16 protein-coding genes are annotated in these 21,026 nt (G+C 67.8%); 10 read left to right on the top strand and 6 right to left on the bottom strand.

Annotated elements, in window-relative coordinates:
• Positions 1–43: 43 nt before the first annotated feature.
• From AC6LJW_RS09225 to AC6LJW_RS09215, 3 genes are all read right to left on the bottom strand, one after another.
• Positions 44–1,729, bottom strand: coding sequence for a thiamine pyrophosphate-binding protein (locus AC6LJW_RS09225; RefSeq protein ID WP_498087029.1), 1,686 nt, complete (start codon positions 1,727–1,729; stop codon positions 44–46).
• A 118-nt stretch (positions 1,730–1,847) separates the two neighbouring features.
• Positions 1,848–2,747 carry a helix-turn-helix domain-containing protein gene (locus AC6LJW_RS09220; RefSeq protein ID WP_056570013.1) on the bottom strand — a complete coding sequence of 300 codons (900 nt, stop codon included), beginning with the start codon at positions 2,745–2,747 and terminating at the stop codon, positions 1,848–1,850.
• A 112-nt stretch (positions 2,748–2,859) separates the two neighbouring features.
• A complete protein-coding gene (locus AC6LJW_RS09215) occupies positions 2,860–5,211 on the bottom strand; it encodes a heavy metal translocating P-type ATPase (protein WP_498087145.1) in 2,352 nt (783 codons plus the stop codon).
• A 199-nt stretch (positions 5,212–5,410) separates the two neighbouring features.
• Between AC6LJW_RS09215 and cadR the strand changes: the two genes are divergently transcribed.
• From cadR to lpdA, 9 genes are all read left to right on the top strand, one after another.
• Positions 5,411–5,845 (top strand): Cd(II)/Pb(II)-responsive transcriptional regulator, encoded by a 435-nt coding sequence (gene cadR / locus AC6LJW_RS09210; RefSeq protein WP_498087028.1) that lies wholly within the window; start codon positions 5,411–5,413, stop codon positions 5,843–5,845.
• 104 nt (positions 5,846–5,949) lie between these two features.
• Positions 5,950–6,543 carry a nitroreductase family protein gene (locus tag AC6LJW_RS09205; RefSeq protein ID WP_056570021.1) on the top strand — a complete coding sequence of 198 codons (594 nt, stop codon included), beginning with the start codon at positions 5,950–5,952 and terminating at the stop codon, positions 6,541–6,543.
• A gap of 86 nt (positions 6,544–6,629) precedes the next feature.
• Positions 6,630–7,142: a sigma-70 family RNA polymerase sigma factor gene (locus AC6LJW_RS09200; RefSeq protein WP_498087027.1), complete on the top strand. Its 513-nt coding sequence runs from the start codon at positions 6,630–6,632 to the stop codon at positions 7,140–7,142.
• Positions 7,139–8,110, top strand: coding sequence for a FecR family protein (locus AC6LJW_RS09195; protein WP_056570023.1), 972 nt, complete (start codon positions 7,139–7,141; stop codon positions 8,108–8,110). Before AC6LJW_RS09200 ends, AC6LJW_RS09195 begins: the two co-directional genes overlap by 4 nt.
• Positions 8,111–8,172: 62 nt before the next feature.
• Positions 8,173–10,560, top strand: a complete 2,388-nt coding sequence (locus AC6LJW_RS09190) for a TonB-dependent siderophore receptor (protein WP_498087026.1) — start codon at positions 8,173–8,175, stop codon at positions 10,558–10,560.
• Between the two features lie 227 nt (positions 10,561–10,787).
• Positions 10,788–12,020 carry a 3-methyl-2-oxobutanoate dehydrogenase (2-methylpropanoyl-transferring) subunit alpha gene (locus AC6LJW_RS09185; RefSeq protein ID WP_056570032.1) on the top strand — a complete coding sequence of 411 codons (1,233 nt, stop codon included), beginning with the start codon at positions 10,788–10,790 and terminating at the stop codon, positions 12,018–12,020.
• 2 nt (positions 12,021–12,022) lie between these two features.
• The gene (locus AC6LJW_RS09180; RefSeq protein WP_056570033.1) at positions 12,023–13,066 is read left to right on the top strand and encodes an alpha-ketoacid dehydrogenase subunit beta; all 1,044 of its coding nucleotides are present in this window, start codon (positions 12,023–12,025) and stop codon (positions 13,064–13,066) included.
• A 1-nt stretch (position 13,067) separates the two neighbouring features.
• Positions 13,068–14,462 (top strand): dihydrolipoamide acetyltransferase family protein, encoded by a 1,395-nt coding sequence (locus tag AC6LJW_RS09175; protein ID WP_498087025.1) that lies wholly within the window; start codon positions 13,068–13,070, stop codon positions 14,460–14,462.
• Positions 14,463–14,464: 2 nt separating this feature from the next.
• Complete coding sequence (lpdA, locus tag AC6LJW_RS09170; RefSeq protein WP_498087024.1) at positions 14,465–15,868, top strand: dihydrolipoyl dehydrogenase; 1,404 nt, start codon at positions 14,465–14,467, stop codon at positions 15,866–15,868.
• 57 nt (positions 15,869–15,925) lie between these two features.
• On the opposite strand, the gene AC6LJW_RS09165 is transcribed toward lpdA, so the two are convergent.
• Positions 15,926–17,950 carry a PEP/pyruvate-binding domain-containing protein gene (locus tag AC6LJW_RS09165; protein ID WP_498087023.1) on the bottom strand — a complete coding sequence of 675 codons (2,025 nt, stop codon included), beginning with the start codon at positions 17,948–17,950 and terminating at the stop codon, positions 15,926–15,928.
• A 51-nt stretch (positions 17,951–18,001) separates the two neighbouring features.
• Positions 18,002–18,439: a GFA family protein gene (locus tag AC6LJW_RS09160; protein ID WP_498087022.1), complete on the bottom strand. Its 438-nt coding sequence runs from the start codon at positions 18,437–18,439 to the stop codon at positions 18,002–18,004.
• A gap of 90 nt (positions 18,440–18,529) precedes the next feature.
• Between AC6LJW_RS09160 and AC6LJW_RS09155 the strand changes: the two genes are divergently transcribed.
• On the top strand, positions 18,530–19,420 hold the full coding sequence (locus AC6LJW_RS09155; RefSeq protein WP_427988218.1) for a LysR family transcriptional regulator: 891 nt from the start codon (positions 18,530–18,532) through the stop codon (positions 19,418–19,420).
• Positions 19,421–19,478: 58 nt separating this feature from the next.
• Here the strand turns inward: AC6LJW_RS09155 and argH are convergent, their stop codons facing one another.
• Positions 19,479–20,900: an argininosuccinate lyase gene (gene argH, locus AC6LJW_RS09150; RefSeq protein WP_056570041.1), complete on the bottom strand. Its 1,422-nt coding sequence runs from the start codon at positions 20,898–20,900 to the stop codon at positions 19,479–19,481.
• Positions 20,901–21,026 lie beyond the last annotated feature (126 nt).

The following is a 21,026-nucleotide window of genomic DNA, read 5'->3' as shown; positions in this document are numbered from 1 at the left end:
CTCCAGTGTTGGATTTTTTTATGGGGTCACCGGGCCTGATTGATCAGGCGCCGGCGGTGCGCGCCTTTTCGCGCAGGCTCGTCAAAGTGGCCCGGGGCGTGATCACCTCGGGGTCCAGACTGAGTTCGATCAGATAGGGGGAACCGCTGTCCAGCGCACGCGCCAGCGCGGGGCCGAACGCTTCATGGGTGTCCACGCGTTCGGCCGCCACGCCAAACGATTGGGCGTAGGCCACGAAATCGGGGTTGCACAGGTCCGTGCCGATGGTGCGGCCGGGGTAATGCACCTCCTGGTGCATGCGGATCGTGCCGTACATGCCGTTGTTGAACACGATGAAGACGATGCCCAGCTTGTGCTGCTTGACGGTGGCCAGCTCCTGCGAGGTCATCAGGAAGCAGCCGTCGCCCGCCAGGCAGATCACCTGGCGTTCGGGGTGGCGCAGCTTGGCCGCGATGGCCGCGGGCACGCCGTAACCCATGGCGCCGCTGGTGGGCGCCAATTGCGTGCGCGGGTGGCTGAAGCGGTAGTAACGATGCGCCCAGGCGCTGTAGTTGCCCGCGCCGTTGGTCAGGATGGCGCGCGAATCGAGCTGGTCGCGCAGCGCGGCAATGACGCGCGCCGGGTCCATGTCTCCGCGTGCGGCGGGCGGCTCGGTGTAGCGCAGGTAGTTGCCGCGCAGGCGTTGCATCCAGTCGCGCCACGGCGATGCATCCACGGGCGCCAACGCCGCGGCCGACGCCGCAAAGGCGTCCATGCCCGATTGAATCTTCAGCGCGGGCTGATACACGCGGCCCAACTCTTCCGGGCTGGTCAGCACGTGGATCAGCGTCTGGCTGGGCACCGGCGATTGCAGCAGGGTATAGCCGCCCGTCACCATCTCGCCCAGCCGCGCACCCACGGCCAGGATGACGTCGGCCTGGCGCACGGCCTCGGCCAGTTCCGGGTTCACGCCGATGCCGACTTCGCCGACGTACTGCGCGTGGTGGTTGTCAAAAAGGTCCTGGCGGCGGAACGAGCACGCAACCGGCAGGCCGTTCATCTCGGCAAAACGGGTCAGGCCTGCCAGCCCCGTGTCGGTCCAGCCGGAGCCGCCAGCGATCAGCAGGGGACGCTGCGCGCCCGCCAGCAGCGTGCGCATGCTGGCCAGGGCGTCGGGCGCGGGGTAGGCCTGCGGCACCTGGATCGTGCCGCAGGGCAGGGCCGGGGCCACGTCCGTCAGCATGTCTTCGGGCAGCGCCAGCACCACGGGGCCGGGCCGGCCGGACGTGGCAACGGAAAAGGCGCGGTTCAAGTATTCGGTCACGCGCGCGGCGCTGTCGATCTGCGCCACCCACTTCGTGAACTGGCCGAACATGCGGCGGTAGTCGATTTCCTGGAAGGCCTCGCGCTCGACCATGTCGTTGCCGACCTGGCCGACCAGCACGATCATCGGTGTGGAATCCTGGAACGCGGTCTGCACACCGATGCTGGCATTGGTGGCGCCGGGGCCGCGCGTCACCATGCAGATGCCGGGCCGGCCGGTCAGCTTGCCGTGCGCCTCGGCCATGAATGCCGCCGCGCCTTCGTGCCGGCAGGACACCAGGCGGATGCGCTCGCGCTGCGCATACAGCGCGTCCAATACGTCCAGGTAGCTCTCGCCGGGCACGCCGAATACGGTGTCCACGCCGTGTTCCAACAAGGCCCGCACCACATGCTGGCCGCCCGTCATCAATGTCGAAGTGTCATTCATCGCAGTTTCAATCTGGCCGCAGCGCGGCGGGTTGAGTCCGGATGAACTTTACGCAGCCCGGGTCAGGGCGCGTTAGGACAGATCAGAGCTTGTTTTGCACTTTTTTGCGGGGCGGCCGTCATTCGATGGGGCGGTAATACTTCTTGCGGAAATCGCCGGGCGTGCAGCCCGTGTGCTTCTTGAAGAAGCGCGTGAAATACGCCGGATCCTCGATGTTCAGCTGGAACCCGATCTCGGCGATGCTCAGGTCCGTGTTGCACAGGAGCCGCTTGGCCTCCAGCGCAATGCGCTCCTGTACGAGCTGGCTGGCGGTGCGCCCCACGCTGCGCTTGACTGCGTCGTTGAGCTGGCGCTCGCTGACGCACAGGGCGTCGGCGTACTGGCGGATGGCCGAGAAGTCCAGGTAATGCTCTTCGATCAGCATGGTGAAGCGCTTGGCCAGCGAATAGCTGGGACCGGCGGCGGTCTCGCGATCGTCGGCCGGATACAGGCGGCGAAGCTGGGTCAGCAGGATCAGCAGGTACGAGCGCACCACGTCAAAGCGACCCGTCTGCCGGTCGCGCGTTTCGCGTTCAATTTCGGCCAGCAGCGGCAGCATGGCGTCGTGCTGCTCGCGCGTGAGGTAGATGACGGGCGGTCCGCCCGCCAGGTGAAAGAACGGAAATTTGGCGATGTCGTCCGCGCGCGGGAACATCTGCGCGAAGAACTCTGTGCTGATGTTCATGACGTAGCCGCTGGGCTTCACCGACGACGTCCACGCGTGGATCTGGCCCGGGGACAGGAAGAAGACCGAATGGTCGCGCACCGCGTGCTGCTCGAAGTCCAGCAGGTGCGTGCCCTGCGCCTCGGTCATCCACAGCAGGTGGTAATAGCGGTGCCGGTGCAGAAAGCCGCGCGGAATGTCGTCGTGATCCTGCAGGCGCACGAGATCGAAATAGAAGGATCCCTCTCCAGAGAAATCCGACGATTCAAAGGTGGGAAACGTTTCCGGGATGGGCGAATGCGAACCTGCGGACAAGCGGGAGTCTCCTTGATGGCGCGCGGGGCGGCTCTGTTTTTCGCCATCATACGGGCATTCGCTGCGGGGGCTGCGGCGGGGGGCGGCTCCGGATTGGCGCCGCCCGTGCAGTTCAGCGGCTGACCGGCGCGGCGCGCAGCAGCCGCAGGCCGTTGGCCACCACCAAGAGGCTGGCGCCCACGTCGGCAAACACCGCCATCCACAGCGTCGCGTGGCCCGTCACGGCCAGGGCCAGGAACACCACCTTGATCCCCAGCGCCAGCGCGATGTTCTGAACCAGCACGCGATGCGTCGCGCGCGACAGGCGCAGGAAGGTGCCGATCTTGCGCAGGTCGTCGTCCATCAGCGCCACGTCGGCGGTCTCGATGGCGGTGCCGGTGCCGGCCGCGCCCATCGCAAAGCCGATGTCGGCGCGGGCCAGCGCGGGCGCGTCGTTGATGCCGTCGCCCACCATGCCGACCCGCACGTCCGGCGCAAGCTTGCCTTCAATGGCGGTCAGCTTGTCCTCGGGCAGTTGGTCGCCGCGCGCCTCGTCAATGCCGACCTGACGCGCGATGGCCTGCGCGGTCGGCGTGTTGTCGCCCGTCAGCATGAGGGTGCGCACGCCCAGTCCATGCAGGTCGGCGATGGCTTGGGCGCTGGTGGGCTTGACCGTGTCAGCCACGGCCGCCAGCGCCAGCACGCGGCTGCCGTCGGACAGCGCGATGACGCTCTTGCCCTGGCTTTCCAGTTCGTCAAAGCGGGCGTCGAGCGCGGCGTTGGACACGCCCAGTTCGCGCATCAGGCGGCGGTTGCCCAGGTGGTAGGTCTGGCCGCCCACCAGGCCGCTGACGCCGCGGCCCGGCAGGGCAGTGAAAGCGTCGACCTCCAGCAGCGCGCTGCCGGCTTCGCGCGCCGCGTTGGCCACGGCAAGCGACACGGGGTGGTCCGAGCGCGCGGCCAGGCTGGCGGCAATCAGGGCGGCGGGGTGGGGACCGGTTTCGGGCGCGTCCCAGTCCTGCATGTCGGTCTGCACCGGCTTGCCGTGCGTCAGCGTGCCGGTCTTGTCCAGCGCCAGCCATTTCAGGTTGCGCCCTTCTTCAAGATAGACGCCGCCCTTGATGAGGATGCCGCGGCGCGACGCGGCGGTCAGGCCGCTGACGATGCTGACAGGCGTGGAAATGACCAGCGCGCACGGGCAGGCGATGATCAAGAGCGCCAGCGCGCGGTAGATGGCGTCGAACCACGGCTGGCCCCAGAGCAGCGGCGGCAGCACGGCCACGGCCGCCGCGATGACCACGACGGCGGGCGTGTAGATGCGCGAGAACCGGTCGATGAAGCGCTGCGTGGGCGCGCGCGCGCCCTGCGCCTGTTCCACCGCGTGGATGATGCGCGCCAGCGTGGTGTTGCCGGCCGCGGCGGTCACGCGGTAGTCAAAGGAGCCGGAGGTGTTGACGGTGGCCGCGAAGACGGGATCGTCCTGGGCCTTTTCGACGGGCAGGCTTTCGCCCGTGATGGGCGACTGGTCCACGGCCGACGTGCCGCTCACCACGATGCCGTCGGCGGCGATCCGCTCGCCCGGCCGCACGCGCACGATGCCGCCCGGCTGCAGTGACGCGGCGGGCACTTCCACCCAGCTGCCGTCCGGCTGGCGCAGCGTGGCGGTGTCGGGCGCCAGGTCCAGAAGGCCGCGCACGGCGTTGCGCGCCCGGTCCAGCGAGCGGGCTTCGATCAGTTCGGCCACGTTGAACAGGAACATCACCATGGCCGCTTCGGGCCACTGGCCGATCAGCACGGCGCCGGTGACGGCGATGCTCATCAGCGCGTTGATGTTCAGGTTGCCGTTGCGCACGGCGATCCAGCCCTTGCGGTAGGTGGTGACGCCGCAGGCCAGGATGGCGGCCACGGCCAGCGCGGCGGTCAGCAGCAGCGGGCCGCCGGAAAAATGCGAGAACTCGGACAGCGCGGCCAGCACGCCCGCGCCGCCGATCAGCCACCAGTTCACTGCCTTGGCGGCGGGGGCGGGCGCGGCCGCCGCGCCGTCGGCCAGGGGGTCGGGCGTCATGTCCAGCGACTTGATGGCCGCGACGATGCGGTCCAGCGCGCCCTCGGCGTGGACCACGGTCAGAATGCGCTGCATCAGGTTGAAGTCCAGCGCATGCACGCCGTCCACCCCGTCCAGCTTCTTGCGGATCAGTGTTTCCTCGGTGGGGCAGTCCATCTGGCCGATGCGCAGGCGCGCCAGCAACTGGCCCGGGCCGGCGATGAGTGTCGTGGCGGCGGCGGGTTGCAGGACGGCATCGCCGTGCGCGTGGCCGCAGCAGTCCGCGTCCTGGGCAGCCCGGGTTGGGGCAGCGGTCGCGCAGCAGGCATCGGCACCATGCTTGTGAGCGTGAGCGTGAGCGTGACCGGGGCTCTTGACCGGTTCCCGCGCATGATCGTGCCCGCAGCAGGCGTCATCGCCCGTTTTCTCGACGCGCGCCATCGCAATGGGTGCGGGCTGCGCGGGCGCGCGCTCGCCGCCGCAGCAGGGACCGCAATCCCCGCCCGATTGATGTTCGCGTTGTTTGACCGGAGGTAAAGACATCCGCTTGACCCTTCAAATAAGCTGATGACGCAATTCCACACCTTGGAGTTACTATAGGGTCAACCCCTAATCATCGGATCTGATCCGGGAGGCAGCGATGCGTATCGGCGAATTGGCCACGGCGGCCGGCACCACGGTCGAAACCGTCAGGTATTACGAGAAAGAGGGGCTGCTGCCGGCCCCGGAGCGCGGGCTCAACAACTACCGCACTTATGGCCAGATGCACCTGGAGCGTCTGCGCCTCATCCGCAACTGCCGCGCGCTGGACATGACGCAGGACGAAATCCGCGCCATCCTCTCCGTGGCCGACAACCATCGCACCGGCTGCGGCCCCATCAACCAGCTCTTTGACGAGCACATCTCGCACGTCGACGAGCGCATCGCCGAACTGACGCAGCTAAAGGGCCAATTGACCGAACTGCGCCAGCGCTGCCTGTCGGCGCGGCCCGACTCGGATGATTGCGGCATCCTGCACGGACTGAGCGAAATGCAGGTCGAAGAGCGGCAGGAGCGGCACACCCACCTGGGCTGAGCGCGCCGCCGGGATGCCCTTGTTGCGGTCCGGGGGATCAGCGACCGGTCAGACGTCATCGCGTACTATGAGAATCTGTTTCTTTCCCATTTGCGCATCGATCAATGACTGTAAACCAGACCGCCACGCCGCTCCACGCCCTGACCTCGCGCCGCTCCTTCAAGTTCCTGCGGGCGCCGGCGCCCAAACCCGACGAACTCGAACAGATCCTGCAGGCTGCCATGGCGGCCCCCGATCATGGCGCGCTGCGTCCGTGGCGCTATGTCGTGATCCAGGGCGAGGCCATCGGCAAGCTGGCGGACATGGCGCTGGACGCCGTCAAGCGCACCGGCGATCCGCGCATGACGCCCGAAAAGGAAAAGTCGGTTCGCGAATGGATGGCCAGCGTGCCGCTGTTCATCGCCGTGGCCCAGAAGATCGCCCACGGCAACACCAAAATCCCCGAACAGGAACAGCTGCTCGCTGCCGGCTGCTCGGTGATGAACATCCTGAACGCCGTCCACATGCTGGGCTACGCCGCGTTCTGGAGCACCGGCCTGGGCACGTACGTGGAAGACGTGCAGGACGCGCTGGGTCTGGACTCGCTGGATTACCGCTTCCTGGGCTTTTTGGCCGTCGGCACGCCCGCGTGCGCGGTGCCGCCCGCCAAGCGTCCGGACTACCGTGAATTCGTCACGGAATGGACCGGCGCCGTTTAAGCCGGACAGCGCGGTTGTCGGCCGCGCTTGCGCGCCAAGGAATAAATGACAATAATTCTTATTGTTAATTAGCTTGGCGCCTCGTTATGTCCTCATCCGCGCAGCCCACGGAGCACGCCGCTGCCGAGCTGTATGAAGCTCATCATTCCTGGCTGCAGGAGTGGCTGCGGCGCAGATTGGGCTGCCGTCACGACGCCGCCGATCTCGCGCACGACACCTTTGTGCGAATTCTGTCGGGCCGCCACGCCGAAGCGATTCGCGAACCGCGGGCGTTCCTGACCACCCTGGCGCAGCGCGCGCTTTTTACGTTCTGGCGTCGCCGCGACCTGGAACGCGCCTACATCGACAGCCTGCAGGCGATGCCGCAGGCTAGCGCGCCCAGCGAAGAAAGCCGCGCGCTTGTCGTCGAGGCTTTGATGCACATCGACCGCGTCCTGCACCGCCTGCCGCGCAAGGCGCGCCAGGCTTTTCTCTACAGCCAGATTGACGAGCTTGGCTACGCCGAGATCGCCACGCGCATCGGCGTGTCCGTCATCACCGTGCGGCGCTACATGAAGCAGGCCATCACGCTGTGCGTGGCTTCGCGGCTTGCGCCATGACGGCGCCCGCACTGCCGGCCGAACTGGAATCGGCCGTGGACTGGATGGTGCTGTTGTCCTCCGGCAGCGTTGCCGCGGCGGACCGGGTGCGCTTCGAAAGCTGGCGCCAGTCCGATCCGCGCCATGCCGCGGCCTGGGAGACAGTGAACACTGCGGTCAAGGGTTCTTTTGACGCCCTGGGCCAGGGCGGACAGCGGCGAGCCGCCGGGGCGGTGCTGAAGGAGCCGCCGGCTCGGCGCCGCGCATTGCGCAACATGCTGATGCTGGCGCTCGCCGCCGGCGGGCTGGCGGCGCTTGCAGACCGCCAGACGCCGTTGCGCACCCTGACCGCCGACCTACGTACGGGCACGGCCGAACGCCGCGTCTACACCTTGCCCGACGGCAGCGAATTGACGTTGAATGCACGGTCCGCGGTGGACCTGGATTTCTCTGCCGAGGCGCGCCGGGTCCGCTTGCGCAGCGGCGCGGTGCTCGTGCGCGTGGCGTCCGACGCCAGCCGGCCTTTCATGGTGGTCAGCGCCGACGGTGAGGTCCAGGCGCTTGGCACGGTGTTCGGCGTGGCCCGCCAGGGCGAAACTAGCGTGGCCAGCGTGCTCGAACACAGCGTCGAGGTGCGAGCGGGCGGACAGCGCCTGACCTTGCATACGGGCGAGGGCGTGCGTTTCGGCGCGGGCGGGCTGGGCCAGCCGGATGTGCAGCTGAGCGACGCGGCCGCGTGGCAGGGCGGAATGCTGGTTGTACATGACGAGCCCCTTGGCGCGGTGGTGGACGCCTTGCGTCCCTATCGGCGGGGCGTCATCAGGATCACGCCGGAGGCCGCGCGGCTGCGCGTGCTGGGCGCCTTCCCGCTGGACGACACGGACCGCACGCTGGAATCGCTGCGTCAGACGCTGCCCATCCAGGTCAGTTCGCTGGGCGGATGGCTGGTGGGCATCGACCTGCGCGCGGACGCCGCTGAAAAAAAATGATCGCTTTTGCCGGCCTCGCTGGACATACCTCCTGAAACGCCAAACTGTTTGCAGGAGATCCCATGTTTCACCACTATCCAGCCGCGCCGCTGACGGCCGCGCTGATCGTCGCTTTGGCCGCACCGGCGGTGCAGGCTCAGACACAGTCTCAGACCCCGGCCCCGGTGGCGACGCGCTACGACCTGCCGGCTGCGCCGCTGGGCGACACGTTGACCCGGATCGCCCGCCAAAGCGGGCGCGCGGTGTCGGTCGACCCCGCCTTGGTCGCGGGACGCACGGCTGCGGCGGTGGCGGGCAATTACACCCCCGAAGAGGCCGTGCGCCAGTCGCTGGCGGGCAGCGGGCTGGAGCTGGCGGTAACGGCCAACGGCACGCTGAGCGTGCGCCGCGCGCCGGCCAACGCGACGATGCTGGAACCGGTGCGCGTGACCGGCTCGGCGGAATCGCCCACCGGCCATGTCGACGGCTACGTTGCGCAGCGGGCGATGTCGGGCACGAAGACGGACACGCCGCTTATCGAGACGCCGCAATCGGTGTCGGTGGTCACCAGCGACCAGATCCGCGCCGTCAAGGCGGCGTCGCTGGCCGACGCGCTGGGGTACACGCCAGGTGTTTCCTCGCAGTCGCCGGCGTTCAGCCGGATGGTCGATGACCTGATGCTGCGCGGCTTCAATGTGGCCGCCGGCAACTCCGGGCAACTGCGCGATGGCCTGAAGCTGCAATCCAGTGTCTACGACGGCGGGCAGGAACCGTACGGCCTGGAGCGGGTGGAAGTGCTGCGCGGCGCGTCGTCCGTCCTCTATGGGCAATTGAGCCCCGGCGGCGTGGTGAACACCGTCAGCAAGCGGCCCACCGCCGACACGCTGCGAGAGCTGAACCTGGAGGCGGGCAGCTATAACCGCCGGCAGGTGTCGGGCGACTTCGCCGGCGCGCTGACCGAAGACGGCACGTGGACCTACCGGTTGACCGGCCTGGCGCGCAACGCCGACAACTGGGTGGATCATGTGCCGGACGACCGGACCTATCTGGCGCCGGCATTGACGTGGCGGCCGTCGGCCGCGACGTCCCTGACCCTGCTGGCGACATACCAGCGCATCCGCACCAAATTCGCCGCGCCAATGCCTGCCGCCAACACGCTGAACGGCCAGATCCCGCGCGATTTGTTCATCGGGGAGCCTGATTTCGACCGCTACGACACGGACACCTACACCGTGGGCTACGCGTTCGAACACGCATTCAACGACCGCGTGAAGCTGCGCCAGAGCGCGCGCTATTTCACGGCGGACGGCACCTGGGATTACCTGTCGTTCGGCGCCCTGCAGGCCAATGGCCGTACGCTGCGCCGCGGCGTCGTCAGCCGCAACGAGCATTCATACGGCGTCGCCACCGACACTTCGCTGGAAATGAAACTGGATGGCGGCCCCCTGCAGCACACCGTGCTGGCTGGCCTGGACTACTACCGCAGCGGCTACGATTCCCACCGCCATTCCGGCACCGTGGCCCCGCTGGCCGATATCTACAACCCGGTCTACGGCGCCGTGCCGGTGCTGAACACCGCGGCTGACTACGGCATCAACACGCGCTCCAGCGCGCTGGGCCTTTATGTGCAGGATCAGATCAAGATCCAGGACAAGTCGGTGGTCGTGCTGGGAGGGCGCCAGGACTGGGCCGATACCGACCAGAAAAGCTACACCAACGGCGTCACCACGCGGTTGCGCGACACGGCCACGACCGGCCGCATCGGCCTGCTTTATCTGGCCGACAACGGCCTGGCGCCTTACCTCAGCGCCAGCCAGTCGTTCGCGCCCACGGTGGGCGTGGACCGCGCGGGCAATGCGTTCAAGCCCACCAAGGGCACCCAGTACGAACTGGGGCTGCGCTACGAGCCGCCAGGCGGCAACATGCTGTACAGCGCCGCCATCTACGACCTGACGCAGACCAATGCGCTGACCAGCGATCCGGCCGATGCCACGTATTCGGTGCAGACGGGCAAGGCGCGTTCGCGCGGCCTGGAACTGGAAGCCAAAGCTCGCCTGGGCGCGCTGAACCTGACCGCGAGCTATGCGTACACCGACGCGCGCACCACGCGCAGCAACACGCCGGCCCTGGTGGACCAGCGCATCGCGTTGGTGCCGCTGCACAGCGCGTCGGTGTGGGCCGACTACAACCTGACAGCGGTTGGCGTGAGCGGCCTGACCGTGGGGGCAGGGGTGCGCTATGCCAGTTCGACCAATCTGCCGGGCTATCCCGCCAATGTGCCGGGGCAGTTCCTGGTGGACGCGATGGCCGCGTATGACTTTGGCGCGCTGGATCCGTCGATGTCCGGCCTGTCGCTGGCGCTGAACGCGCGCAACCTGTTCAACCGCGGCTACCTGGCTTGCGCCGGCAGCACCGGCTGCCGTTACGGCGATCCGCGCACCTTGTACGCAACGCTCAGCTACCGCTGGTAGAACGGGCAACCGGGCCTGCCGCAACGCAGGAAAACCCGTAGTCCAATGCGGCCCTCAGAGGCCGCGCGGCCCGCTCATCGGCCCTGTCCCCTGTGCTAATCTCGTCAACGGCTTTGCCCAAGTATCCCCGGGCGCAAGCCGTCGACGGCAGCGTCCGAGGTCACACGCCTCTGGCAACGCCTTGGTAGGAAGAAAACGCATGACACGATCAAGCGTGGAGACAATACATGAGCCAATATGGGCCGCTGAAGTTGCACGTCCCCGAGCCGACAGGGCGACCGGGTTGCAAGACAGACTTCTCCTATCTGCATCTTTCGCCGCCTGGCGAGGTGCCCAAACCCCCCATTGATGTTGCCGCGGTCGACACCGGTCCACTGGCCTATAGCCTGGTCCGCGTCATCGACGAGCACGGCCGCGCCGTCGGGCCCTGGGCGCCGGAGATCAGCCACGACATGCTGCGCGCCGGCATGCGGGCGATGCTCAAGACGCGCATCTTCGACGGGCGCATGCTGACCGCGCAGCGCAAGAAGAAGATTTCTTTCTATATGCAAAGCCTGGGCGAGGAGGCCATTGGCACCGCCCACGCCATGGCGCTGGAAAAGGGGGATATGTGCTTTCCCACCTATCGCCAGCAAAGCATCCTTCTGTCGCGCGACGTGTCGCTGGTGACGATGATGTGCCAGCTCATGTCCAACGAGCGCGACCCGCTCAAGGGCCGCCAACTGCCGGTCATGTATTCCGACCGCGAAAACGGCTTTTTCACGATTTCGGGCAACCTGGCCACGCAGTTCATCCAGGCGGTGGGCTGGGCCATGGCGTCGGCCATCAAGGGCGACACCCGCATTGCCTCGGCCTGGATTGGCGACGGCGCCACCGCCGAAGCCGACTTCCACACCGCGCTGACCTTCGCGCACGTCTACCGCGCGCCCGTCATCCTGAACGTGGTCAACAACCAGTGGGCCATCTCGACCTTCCAGGCGATCGCGGGCGGCGAGGGCGCGACCTTTGCGGGCCGCGGCGTGGGCTGCGGCATCGCGTCGCTGCGGGTGGACGGCAACGATTTCCTGGCGGTCTATTCCGCGTCAATCTGGGCCGCCGAGCGCGCCCGCCGCAACCTCGGCCCGACGCTGATCGAATGGGTAACGTACCGCGCCGGTCCGCACTCCACCTCCGACGACCCCACCAAGTACCGTCCCGGCGACGACTGGAGCCACTTCCCCCTGGGCGACCCGATCGAGCGCTTCAAGAAACACCTCATCCTGTTGGGCATCTGGTCCGACGCCGAGCACGACGCAGTCCGCGCCGAACTCGACGCCGAGATCCTGGCGGCCCAGAAGGAAGCAGAGAGCTACGGCACCCTGGTGGACGGCCACGTCCCCAGCGCCGCCAGCATTTTTGAAGACGTGTACAAGGACATGCCGGAGCATCTGCGCCGGCAGCGTCAGCAGCTCGGAGTCTGACCATGGCAATCGATAACAACGCTGGTCCGGCCTCGGCGCCGATGACCATGATCCAGGCTTTGCGCTCGGCCATGGATGTCATGCTTGAGCGCGACAACAATGTCGTGGTGTTCGGGCAGGACGTGGGCTACTTCGGCGGCGTGTTCCGCTGCACCGAAGGCCTGCAGGCCAAGTTCGGCAGCTCGCGCGTGTTCGATACCCCCATTTCCGAAGGCGGCATCGTCGGCGTGGCGGTGGGCATGGGCGCCTACGGCCTGCGGCCCGTGTGCGAAATCCAGTTCGCCGACTACTTCTATCCGGCCTCGGACCAGATCGTGTCCGAGGCGGCGCGCCTGCGCTACCGCTCGGTGGGCGAGTTCATTGCCCCCATGACCATCCGCATGCCCTGCGGCGGCGGCATCTACGGCGGACAGACGCACAGCCAGAGCCCCGAGGCCATGTTCACGCAGGTCTGCGGCCTGCGCACGGTGATGCCGTCCAATCCGTATGACGCGAAAGGGCTCTTGATCGCCGCCATCGAGAACGACGATCCGGTGATCTTCCTGGAACCCAAGCGCCTCTACAACGGCCCGTTCGACGGCCACCATGACCGACCCGTCACGCCGTGGACCGGCCGTCCCGGTAGTGTCGTGCCCACCGGCTACTACACCGTGCCGCTGGAATCGGCCGCCATCGTGCGTCCGGGTTCGGAGCTGACGGTGCTGACCTACGGCACCACCGTGCACGTGTCGCTGACCGCGGCCGAGGAAACCGGCATCGACGCCGAAATCATCGACCTGCGCAGCCTCTGGCCGCTGGATCTGGATGCCATCGTCAACTCGGTCAAGAAGACCGGGCGCTGCGTGGTGGTGCACGAGGCCACGCGCACCTGCGGCTTTGGCGCGGAACTGATTTCGTTGGTGCAGGAACACTGCTTCCATCATCTGGAGGCGCCCGTCGAGCGCGTGACCGGTTGGGACACTCCCTATCCGCACGCGCAGGAATGGGCGTACTTCCCCGGCCCGCGCCGGGTCGGCGAAGCGTTCAAACGCGCGATGGAGGCATGACATGGGGATTCATATCATCAAGATGCCCGATATCGGCGAAGGCATCGCAGAGGTCGAGCTGGTGGGCTGGCACGTCAAGGTGGGCGATACCGTCGCCGAGGACCAGCCGCTGGCTGACGTCATGACGGACAAGGCCACGGTCGAGATTCCCTCGCCGGTGGTTGGCAAGGTGATTTCGCTGGGCGGTGATGTTGGCCAGGTGATGGCCGTGGGCGGTGAGCTGATCCGGCTCGAAGTCGAAGGCGAAGGGAATGTGAAGGCGGGCGCTGCGCCGGCGGCGCCGGCGGCGAAGGCGGCTGTGCCTGCGGCTGGCGGGATTGCTGCCGATGGGGCGCAGCGTGCGGGAGGTCCGAGTCTGGTGGAAAGTGGCGTAGTGACGCCCGGCGTAGTGACGCCCGCGACTGCCACGCCGGCCAAGTCATCGACATCGGCATCCGCATCCGGCTCCGCGCCGGCGTCGGCCAGGTCGCCGGCCGGGCGCCAATCAGGCGGCGCGCCCGCCGCAGTCCGCCAGCCCGGCGAAAAGCCGTTGGCTTCGCCCGCCGTGCGCAAGCGCGCGTGGGACCTGGGCGTCGAACTGCGCTACGTGCAAGGCAGTGGCCCCGCCGGTCGCATCCTGCACGAAGACCTGGACGCCTGGCTGCAGGGGCAGGGCTCGGCCAGCAGCGCACGCGCCGGCTCGGCCTACGCCGAACGCAACGACGAAGACGCCGTGCCCGTCATCGGGCTGCGCAGGAAGATCGCGCAGAAGATGGCCGAATCCAAGCGCCGCATCCCGCACTTCAGCTACGTCGAGGAAATCGACGTGACCGAGCTCGAAGACCTGCGCGTGCAGTTGAACGCCAAGTGGGGCGAGTCGCGTGGCAAGCTGACGCTGCTGCCGCTCCTGGCCCGCGCGATGGTGGTGGCGCTGCGCGATTTTCCGCAGATCAACGCGCGCTACGACGACGAGGCCGGGGTGGTGACGCGCTACGGCGCGGTGCACATCGGCATTGCCACGCAAAGCGACGGCGGCCTGATGGTGCCCGTGATGCGCCATGCCGAGGCGCGCGACATCTGGTCCATGGCGGCCGAGATCACGCGGCTGGCGCAGGCGGTGCGCAGCGGCTCGGCCGGGCGCGACGAGCTGTCCGGCTCGACCATCACCATCACCAGCCTCGGTCCCTTGGGCGGCATCGTCACCACGCCGGTGATCAACCACCCCGAGGTCGGCATCGTGGGCGTGAACCGCATCGTCGAACGCCCAGCCTTCCGCAACGGCGCCGTGGTGGCGCGCAAGCTGATGAACCTGTCTTCGTCCTTCGACCACCGCGTGGTGGACGGCATGGACGCGGCGCGCTTCATCCAGGCTGTGCGCGCGCTGCTGGAACAACCCGCGCTGCTTTTCGTGGAGTAAGCATGAGCCAGATCACAAAGACAACGACATTGCTGGTGATCGGCGGCGGCCCCGGCGGCTACGTGGCCGCCATCCGCGCCGGGCAACTGGGCGTGCCGACCATCCTGGTCGAGGGCGCGCAGTTGGGCGGCACCTGCCTGAACATCGGCTGCATCCCGTCCAAGGCCCTGATTCACGCGGCCGAGGAATTCGACAAGGCGCGTCACTACGCCGGCGATTCGGCGCTGGGCATCGCGGTCGACGCGCCGCGCATCGACATCGCCAAGACCGTGGCCTGGAAGGACGGCATCGTCGGCAAGCTGACGGGCGGCGTGGGCGCGCTGCTCAAGAAGAACGGCGTGGAAGTCGTGCACGGCTGGGCCACGCTGCTGGACGGCAAGACCGCCGACGTCGAGACGCCTGACGCCGGCCGCATCCGCATCCAGTGCGAGCACCTGCTGCTGGCGGCGGGTTCCGAGCCCACGCCGCTGCCGTCGCTGCCTTTCGGCGGCACGGTGGTGTCGTCCACCGAGGCCCTGTCGCCCACCAGCATCCCGAAGCAGCTCGTGGTGGTGGGCGGTGGTTACATCGGCCTGGAACTGGGCACTGTGTACCGCAAGCTCGGCGCCGAGGTCGCCGTGGTCGAGGCGCAGGACCGCATCCTGCCGACCTACGACGCCGACCTCACCAAGCCGGTGGCGGCCGCGCTCGGCAAGATGGGCATCGCGCTGCATCTCGGACGCAAGGTGCTGGGGCTGAACGGCAAGGGTGACGCGGTGCGCGTGCAGGACGCCAGTGGCGCTGAAACGCTTCTACCCGCCGATCGCGTGCTGATCTCGGTGGGACGCCGCCCGCGCACGCAAGGCTGGGGGCTGGAAAGCCTGCAACTGGACCGCAAGGGCAACGCGCTGCGCATCGACGACCAGTGCCGCACGTCGATGCGCGATGTCTGGGCCATCGGCGACATCGCGGGTGAGCCCATGCTGGCGCATCGCGCAATGGCGCAGGGCGAGATGGTGGCCGAGCTGGTGGCGGGCAAGCGCCGCCACTTCCAGCCGGCGTCCATCCCCGCCGTGTGCTTCACCGATCCCGAGGTCGTGGTCGCGGGCCTGTCGCCGCAAGAGGCCGAAAGCGCCGGGCTGGACTGCGTGACGGCATCCTTCCCCTTCGCCGCCAACGGCCGCGCCATGACGCTGGAATCCACCGACGGGTTTGTGCGTGTGGTGGCCCGGCGCGACAACCACCTGATTGTTGGGTGGCAGGCGGTGGGGCGTGCGGTGTCCGAGCTGTCGACGGCGTTTGGGCAGTCGCTGGAAATGGGCGCGACGCTGGAGGATGTGGCAGGCACGATCCACGCGCATCCCACGCTGGGCGAGGCCGTGCAGGAGGCCGCGCTCAAGGCGCTGGGGCACGCGTTGCATATCTGAAGACAGGACACGGCGTGGATGCAATGTCCGCGCCGTGTCTGCCCCGCGCCCCTGCGTTCAGCGCCCGCCGTCGATATACGGCCGCGCCTGCAGGATCAGGATCTCGTCGCCTTGCACGGCCCATTCGATGTCCTGATCCCCATTTCCCAGCCGCGTCTTCACCTGCCGGCCTACGGTGGCCAGGCGCGCGACCAGCGCGTCATTCAGCACCTGCCGGGCGCCCTCGATGGGCACTTCGCGCACGCCGCCGCCCGCGGCGGCGACGAGCTGCGTGTCCTCAGCCGATCGGCTCAGCACCTGCACGGCCTTGGACCAGCTGGAATACATGACCTGCTCGGCCTGGCGCTTGCCTTCCACCACCTTGATGCCCAGCCCGCGCTTGGCGGACAGGTAGGTGACGTGGCGGCGCGAGGCGTCGAAGGGATCGCGCGTGATCATGACGCCCGAGCTGTCCGACGCGGCGGCCAACTGCACCAGCACCGCCATGACCACCGCGTCCTGATTGAAGCCCGCGGCGCGGCGCGCTTCATAGGCCTCGAAGTTGTAGACCGACGCCCAGACCGTCTGCACGGCCCGGGCCAGCGCGTCGGCCTGCGTGACGTTGGGCACGGTGGTGTACAGGCCCGCGCCGCTGAAGCCCGGCAGGTCTTCAGAATTGGATGAACTGCGTACGAAGACGCCGCGTCCGCCCAGCTGTTTTTCCCAGCGGACGAGCCAGGCGGCCAAGAGGGCGGCGTCGGGCGTCGCGTCGATGATGTCCTGACGCAGCTTGGCCAGTTCCGTGCGCCGCACATTGGCGTCGGACGCGAAGTCGGTTCGCTGTTCCAGCGCCGCCACGCGGGCAGGCACGCCCAGCTTGTCCATGAACGCCGCGTACTGGGCAAACGGAATGCAAAAGCCGTCGGGCACGCTGGCGGCGGGCGGCAGCAAGGATTTCAACGCGCCCAGGTTTGCGGCCTTGACGCCGCAGTGGCGGCTGTCGCGCGTGGTCATGCCGGACAGCGGCTTGATGGCGCGCACCGACAGGTCGGGCTTGGGCAGCGGCGTGGCGGTGGTTGGCGTTGCCGCCGCCGTCGGCGAGGCGGCCGCGGCGGGCTGCGCCATGCGCTGAACCCGATAGCCGTTGTTTTCCACGGTCAGCTCGACCCACTGGCCGTCATGCTCGCGCAGGACGGCCACGGCGTCGCGCACGTAGGCATTGGGAATGCGCCAGCCCTTGGCCAGCAGGTTCACATGCGAGAGCAGGGTGGACGGCCGCTGCGTGACCAGACCGGCCACAGGCGTCAGCGCGACGGGCACCTCGTCCAGCACCAAGATGTCCGTGGGCGACAGGTCAGGCGTCTCGTCCACGGATTGGACGATGCGCAGCCTGCCTTGTGCGCGCCCGGTGTTCAGCGGCAGGAAGGTCTGCTCGCGCAGCAGCGCCTCTTGCGTGACAACGTCCAGCCCGGCCCGCTGCGCGGTCTGCTCCTGCAGCGTGGAGTTGCTCTTGAATCGAAGCGGCTCGTAAAACGTGGCCGCCAGCCGCTGCGCGGTCAGGGTCAGCAGTTCCGGCGTCAGCAGATCGCCTTCCCAGAATTCATAGGTGTAGCCCGGCAGACCGTTTTGCCAGCTCAACGTGCCGAACAGCAGGCGCCGGTTCGGATCCTTGTACTGCGCGATCAGCTTGGCTTTGTCGCCCGACAACAGACGACGCTCGCGCGCAAAGGTCTCGTGCAGCCCATAGCGGGGCGTGTGCAGGTAATAGATGCGGTCCGCGCGCTGGCGGTCGATCACGAATAGCACGTGCGGAATTTCCAGCGGCGTGCCGGCGTTGTAGACCCGCGCCAGTTGATCGAATTCGGCCCGGGTCTGGATCCTCTCCAGAAACCGCGGGCCGCCCCACCGCGCGTCCTCCGCCTTGCGCGCCTCAACCTCGTCGGGGCGCAGGGGACGGCCGTTTTCGTAGGGGGAGGGTTTGCGGGCGGTTTGGGCTTGGGCGGGCGGCACACCGACGCTAGCCAGCAGCGTGGAAGCGGCCAATACGGCCAGGGACATGCGTAGCGGAGCAAAGGGCTTGAGCGGCGCGCGCGCGAGGGACATGGTCTGGGGGACAGAACGGCGAAGGCGCCATCATATCGGACCTTTGGCCCATCACCCTCCCATCACCGCCCGCGCAAACTCCTCCGGAGACGGGCTTTCAGGCCAGCTCGGCACATCAGCCGGCAAGTCCAGCCAGGCGTGTTTGCGCCGGGTCCAGATATGCGCGGCCGGCGTCAGCCCGGCCGCCTCGTCCAGCGTGCCGGCGCGCAACACGCGCATGCCGGGGGCGGCTTCGGTCGTGTTGTAGATGCGCGTGCGGCACTGCGCGCACAGAAATTGGCAAGACTGCTTTCCCTCGTGCTCATGGCGGTATTCGTCGAGCGTACCGGTTATGCTCATCGCCGTTTCCGGCAGCAGCAGGTGCAGCCCGAAGGCGCTGCCACTCCAGCGCTGGCAGTTCTGGCAATGGCAGGCATAGACGAGCGGCTTGCCCGCGAGGTCGATGGAGTAGCGGACGGCGCCGCAGCGGCATTGGCCGGTCAGGGTCATGAATGGGTTCCTTCAAACGGGTGAAACAGGATGCCCGGGATGCCGGCCGCCGGGAACCGCCAGAATGAACCATCCGTTAGCAGATTTTGTATGAGCATTGATTCTCTAGATTGGGAAAGCCAGCGTGTCTTTCTAGCCGTCTTGCGTACCGGCAGCCTGTCGGGCGCGGCCCGGATGCTGGGCATTGCGCAGGCCACCGCCCGCCGCCGCATCGAAAAGCTGGAAGCCAGTGTAGGCGTGAGCCTCTTTCTGCGGACCCCTGCGGGGCTGCAGCCCACGGACGCGGCGCGCGAACTGGGCGAGCACGTCGAGGCCATGGACGCGGCGGCACGGGCGTTCACCCGGCGGGCGGGCGAGGGGGCGGATGCGGCCGAGGGCGTCGTGCGCATCACCAGCAGCGAGTTGCTGGGCGTCGAGGTGCTGCCGCCAATGCTGCTGGAAATCCGCCGGACGCTGCCGGGCGTGCGGCTGGAACTGAGCGTGCAGGACCGGTTGGAGGCCTTGCCCCGGCAGGAAGCGGATATCGCGGTCCGGCTGCAGCGTCCCAGCGAAGCCAATGTGGTGGCGCGCCGCGCCGGCGCGTTGCGCGTCGGGCTGTACGCTACGGCGGACTGCATCCAGGCGTATGGGCTCCCGCATACCCGCGGCGACTTGCGGCACACGCCGATGATCGGCCCCGACCGCCGCCTGGCCGACCGCCGCGTGCTGGCCGAGCAGGGCGTGATCGACGCCGACCAGCCGTTTGCCGTGGCGTGCGACCACCACGTCGCACAGTTCGCAGCCCTGAAGGCCGGCCTGGGCGTCGGCGTATGTCCGCGCCAGCTTGCGAAGCCCCTGGGGCTGGTGCCGGTGCTGGCGCAGGAAATCGGTTTTGACGTCGACGTCTGGATTGCCATGCACGGCGATCTGCGGCGCGTGAAGCGGGTGGCGGGCGTGTTCGATGCGCTGGCGCGGCAATTGGACGGCTGGTTGGCGGGCTAGAAACAACAAGGCCCCCGGAAAGGGGGCCTTGCAGTCGAGCCGTCAGCCGGATTGGCAATCAGCCTTCTGCCGTTTCCGCCAACACGCGTTGAGCCTCTTCGGCCACGCGCTCGGGGGCGGTGCCGCCCACGTGCTTGCGCGCGGCGACCGAGCCTTCCAGCGTCAGCACCTGATGCACGTCTTCGGTGATGCTGGGGTGGTAGGCCGTGAGTTCGGCCGTGGACAGGTCGGCCAGATCGCAGCCGCGCTGTTCGCAATCGCGCACGGCGTGGGCCACGACTTCGTGGGCGTCACGGAAGGGCACGCCGCGCTTGACCAGGTAGTCGGCCAGATCGGTGGCGGTGGCAAAGCCTTGCAGCGCCGCGGCGCGCATGTTGTCGGCCTTGACCTTGATGCCGCCGGCCATGTCCGCGAAGATCGTGAGCGTGTCGCGCAGCGTGTCGGCCGTGTCGAACAGGCCTTCCTTGTCTTCCTGGTTGTCCTTGTTGTAGGCCAGGGGCTGACCCTTCATCAGGGTCAGCAGCGCGACCAGGTTGCCGTTGACGCGGCCGGTCTTGCCGCGGGCCAGTTCGGGCACGTCGGGGTTCTTTTTCTGCGGCATGATCGAGCTGCCGGTGCAGAAGCGGTCGGCGAGATCGATGAAGCCCACGCGCGGGCTCATCCAGAGCACCAGCTCTTCGGACAGGCGCGAGACGTGCGTCATGATCAGCGCGCCGGCGGCGCAGAATTCGATGGCGAAGTCGCGGTCGGAGACGGCGTCCAGCGAATTGCGGCACACGCCTTCAAAGCCCAGGGTTTTGGCGACGCGTTCGCGGTCGATCGGGAACGACGTGCCGGCCAGGGCGGCGGCGCCCAGCGGCAGGCGGTTCACGCGGCGGCGGCAGTCGGCCAGGCGCTCGGCGTCGCGGCCGAACATTTCGGCGTACGCGAGCAGGTGATGGCCGAAGGTGACGGGCTGGGCCACTTGCAGGTGCGTGAAGCCCGGCATGATGGTGCCGGCGTTTTCCAGCGCGACCGTCGCCAGGGCGTGGCGCAGCTGGCGCAAGAGGATCTGCAGGGTGTCGATTTCGTCACGCAGCCACAGGCGGATGTCGGTGGCGACCTGGTCGTTGCGCGAACGGCCGGTGTGCAGGCGCTTGCCCGCGTCGCCCACCAGTTCCACCAGGCGCTTTTCGATGTTCAGATGGACGTCTTCCAGGTCGAGCAGCCACTGGAACGAGCCGGCGTCGATTTCGGACAGGATCTGGGTCATGCCGCGCTGGATGTCGGCCAGATCCTGGGCGCCGATGATGCCCTGGGCGGCCAGCATGTCCGCGTGCGCGAGCGAGCCCTGGATGTCGTGGCGCGCCAGGCGCTTGTCGAAATCCACGGACGCCGTGTAGCGTTTGACGAGTTCGGAAACCGGCTCGGAGAACCGGGCGGACCAGGCCTGCGCCTTGTTGGCGAACTGGTTTTGATCGGGGGAGGGAGTCTTTGCCATGATGGCGGGGATTATAGGGCCTCGCGCCGCGCCGGGTGTGGCGGCCGCCCGTTATGCGGGGCCGGAACCCGCGATCGGGGCGAGTTGTCGGATAATCCCCGGTTAGTTTCAAGACCTGAAAAGCGA

The organism is Achromobacter sp. 1012554356 (genome assembly GCF_059760815.1).
Note: the sequence above shows the minus strand (reverse complement) of the source record. Positions and strands in the feature narration are given on the sequence as shown.

Excerpts from the sequence above, each read along its gene's own strand:
- lpdA (WP_498087024.1), top strand. The coding sequence starts at position 14,465 with ATGAGCCAGATCACAAAGACAACGACATTGCTGGTGATCGGCGGCGGC.
- cadR (WP_498087028.1), top strand. The coding sequence starts at position 5,411 with ATGCGTATCGGCGAATTGGCCACGGCGGCCGGCACCACGGTCGAAACC.
- AC6LJW_RS09215 (WP_498087145.1), bottom strand. The coding sequence starts at position 5,211 with ATGGCGCGCGTCGAGAAAACGGGCGATGACGCCTGCTGCGGGCACGAT.
- AC6LJW_RS09185 (WP_056570032.1), top strand. The coding sequence starts at position 10,788 with ATGAGCCAATATGGGCCGCTGAAGTTGCACGTCCCCGAGCCGACAGGG.
- AC6LJW_RS09160 (WP_498087022.1), bottom strand. The coding sequence starts at position 18,439 with ATGACCCTGACCGGCCAATGCCGCTGCGGCGCCGTCCGCTACTCCATC.
- AC6LJW_RS09175 (WP_498087025.1), top strand. The coding sequence starts at position 13,068 with ATGGGGATTCATATCATCAAGATGCCCGATATCGGCGAAGGCATCGCA.
- AC6LJW_RS09180 (WP_056570033.1), top strand. The coding sequence starts at position 12,023 with ATGGCAATCGATAACAACGCTGGTCCGGCCTCGGCGCCGATGACCATG.
- AC6LJW_RS09200 (WP_498087027.1), top strand. The coding sequence starts at position 6,630 with ATGTCCTCATCCGCGCAGCCCACGGAGCACGCCGCTGCCGAGCTGTAT.
- AC6LJW_RS09190 (WP_498087026.1), top strand. The coding sequence starts at position 8,173 with ATGTTTCACCACTATCCAGCCGCGCCGCTGACGGCCGCGCTGATCGTC.
- argH (WP_056570041.1), bottom strand. The coding sequence starts at position 20,900 with ATGGCAAAGACTCCCTCCCCCGATCAAAACCAGTTCGCCAACAAGGCG.
- AC6LJW_RS09155 (WP_427988218.1), top strand. The coding sequence starts at position 18,530 with ATGAGCATTGATTCTCTAGATTGGGAAAGCCAGCGTGTCTTTCTAGCC.
- AC6LJW_RS09205 (WP_056570021.1), top strand. The coding sequence starts at position 5,950 with ATGACTGTAAACCAGACCGCCACGCCGCTCCACGCCCTGACCTCGCGC.
- AC6LJW_RS09225 (WP_498087029.1), bottom strand. The coding sequence starts at position 1,729 with ATGAATGACACTTCGACATTGATGACGGGCGGCCAGCATGTGGTGCGG.
- AC6LJW_RS09195 (WP_056570023.1), top strand. The coding sequence starts at position 7,139 with ATGACGGCGCCCGCACTGCCGGCCGAACTGGAATCGGCCGTGGACTGG.
- AC6LJW_RS09165 (WP_498087023.1), bottom strand. The coding sequence starts at position 17,950 with ATGTCCCTCGCGCGCGCGCCGCTCAAGCCCTTTGCTCCGCTACGCATG.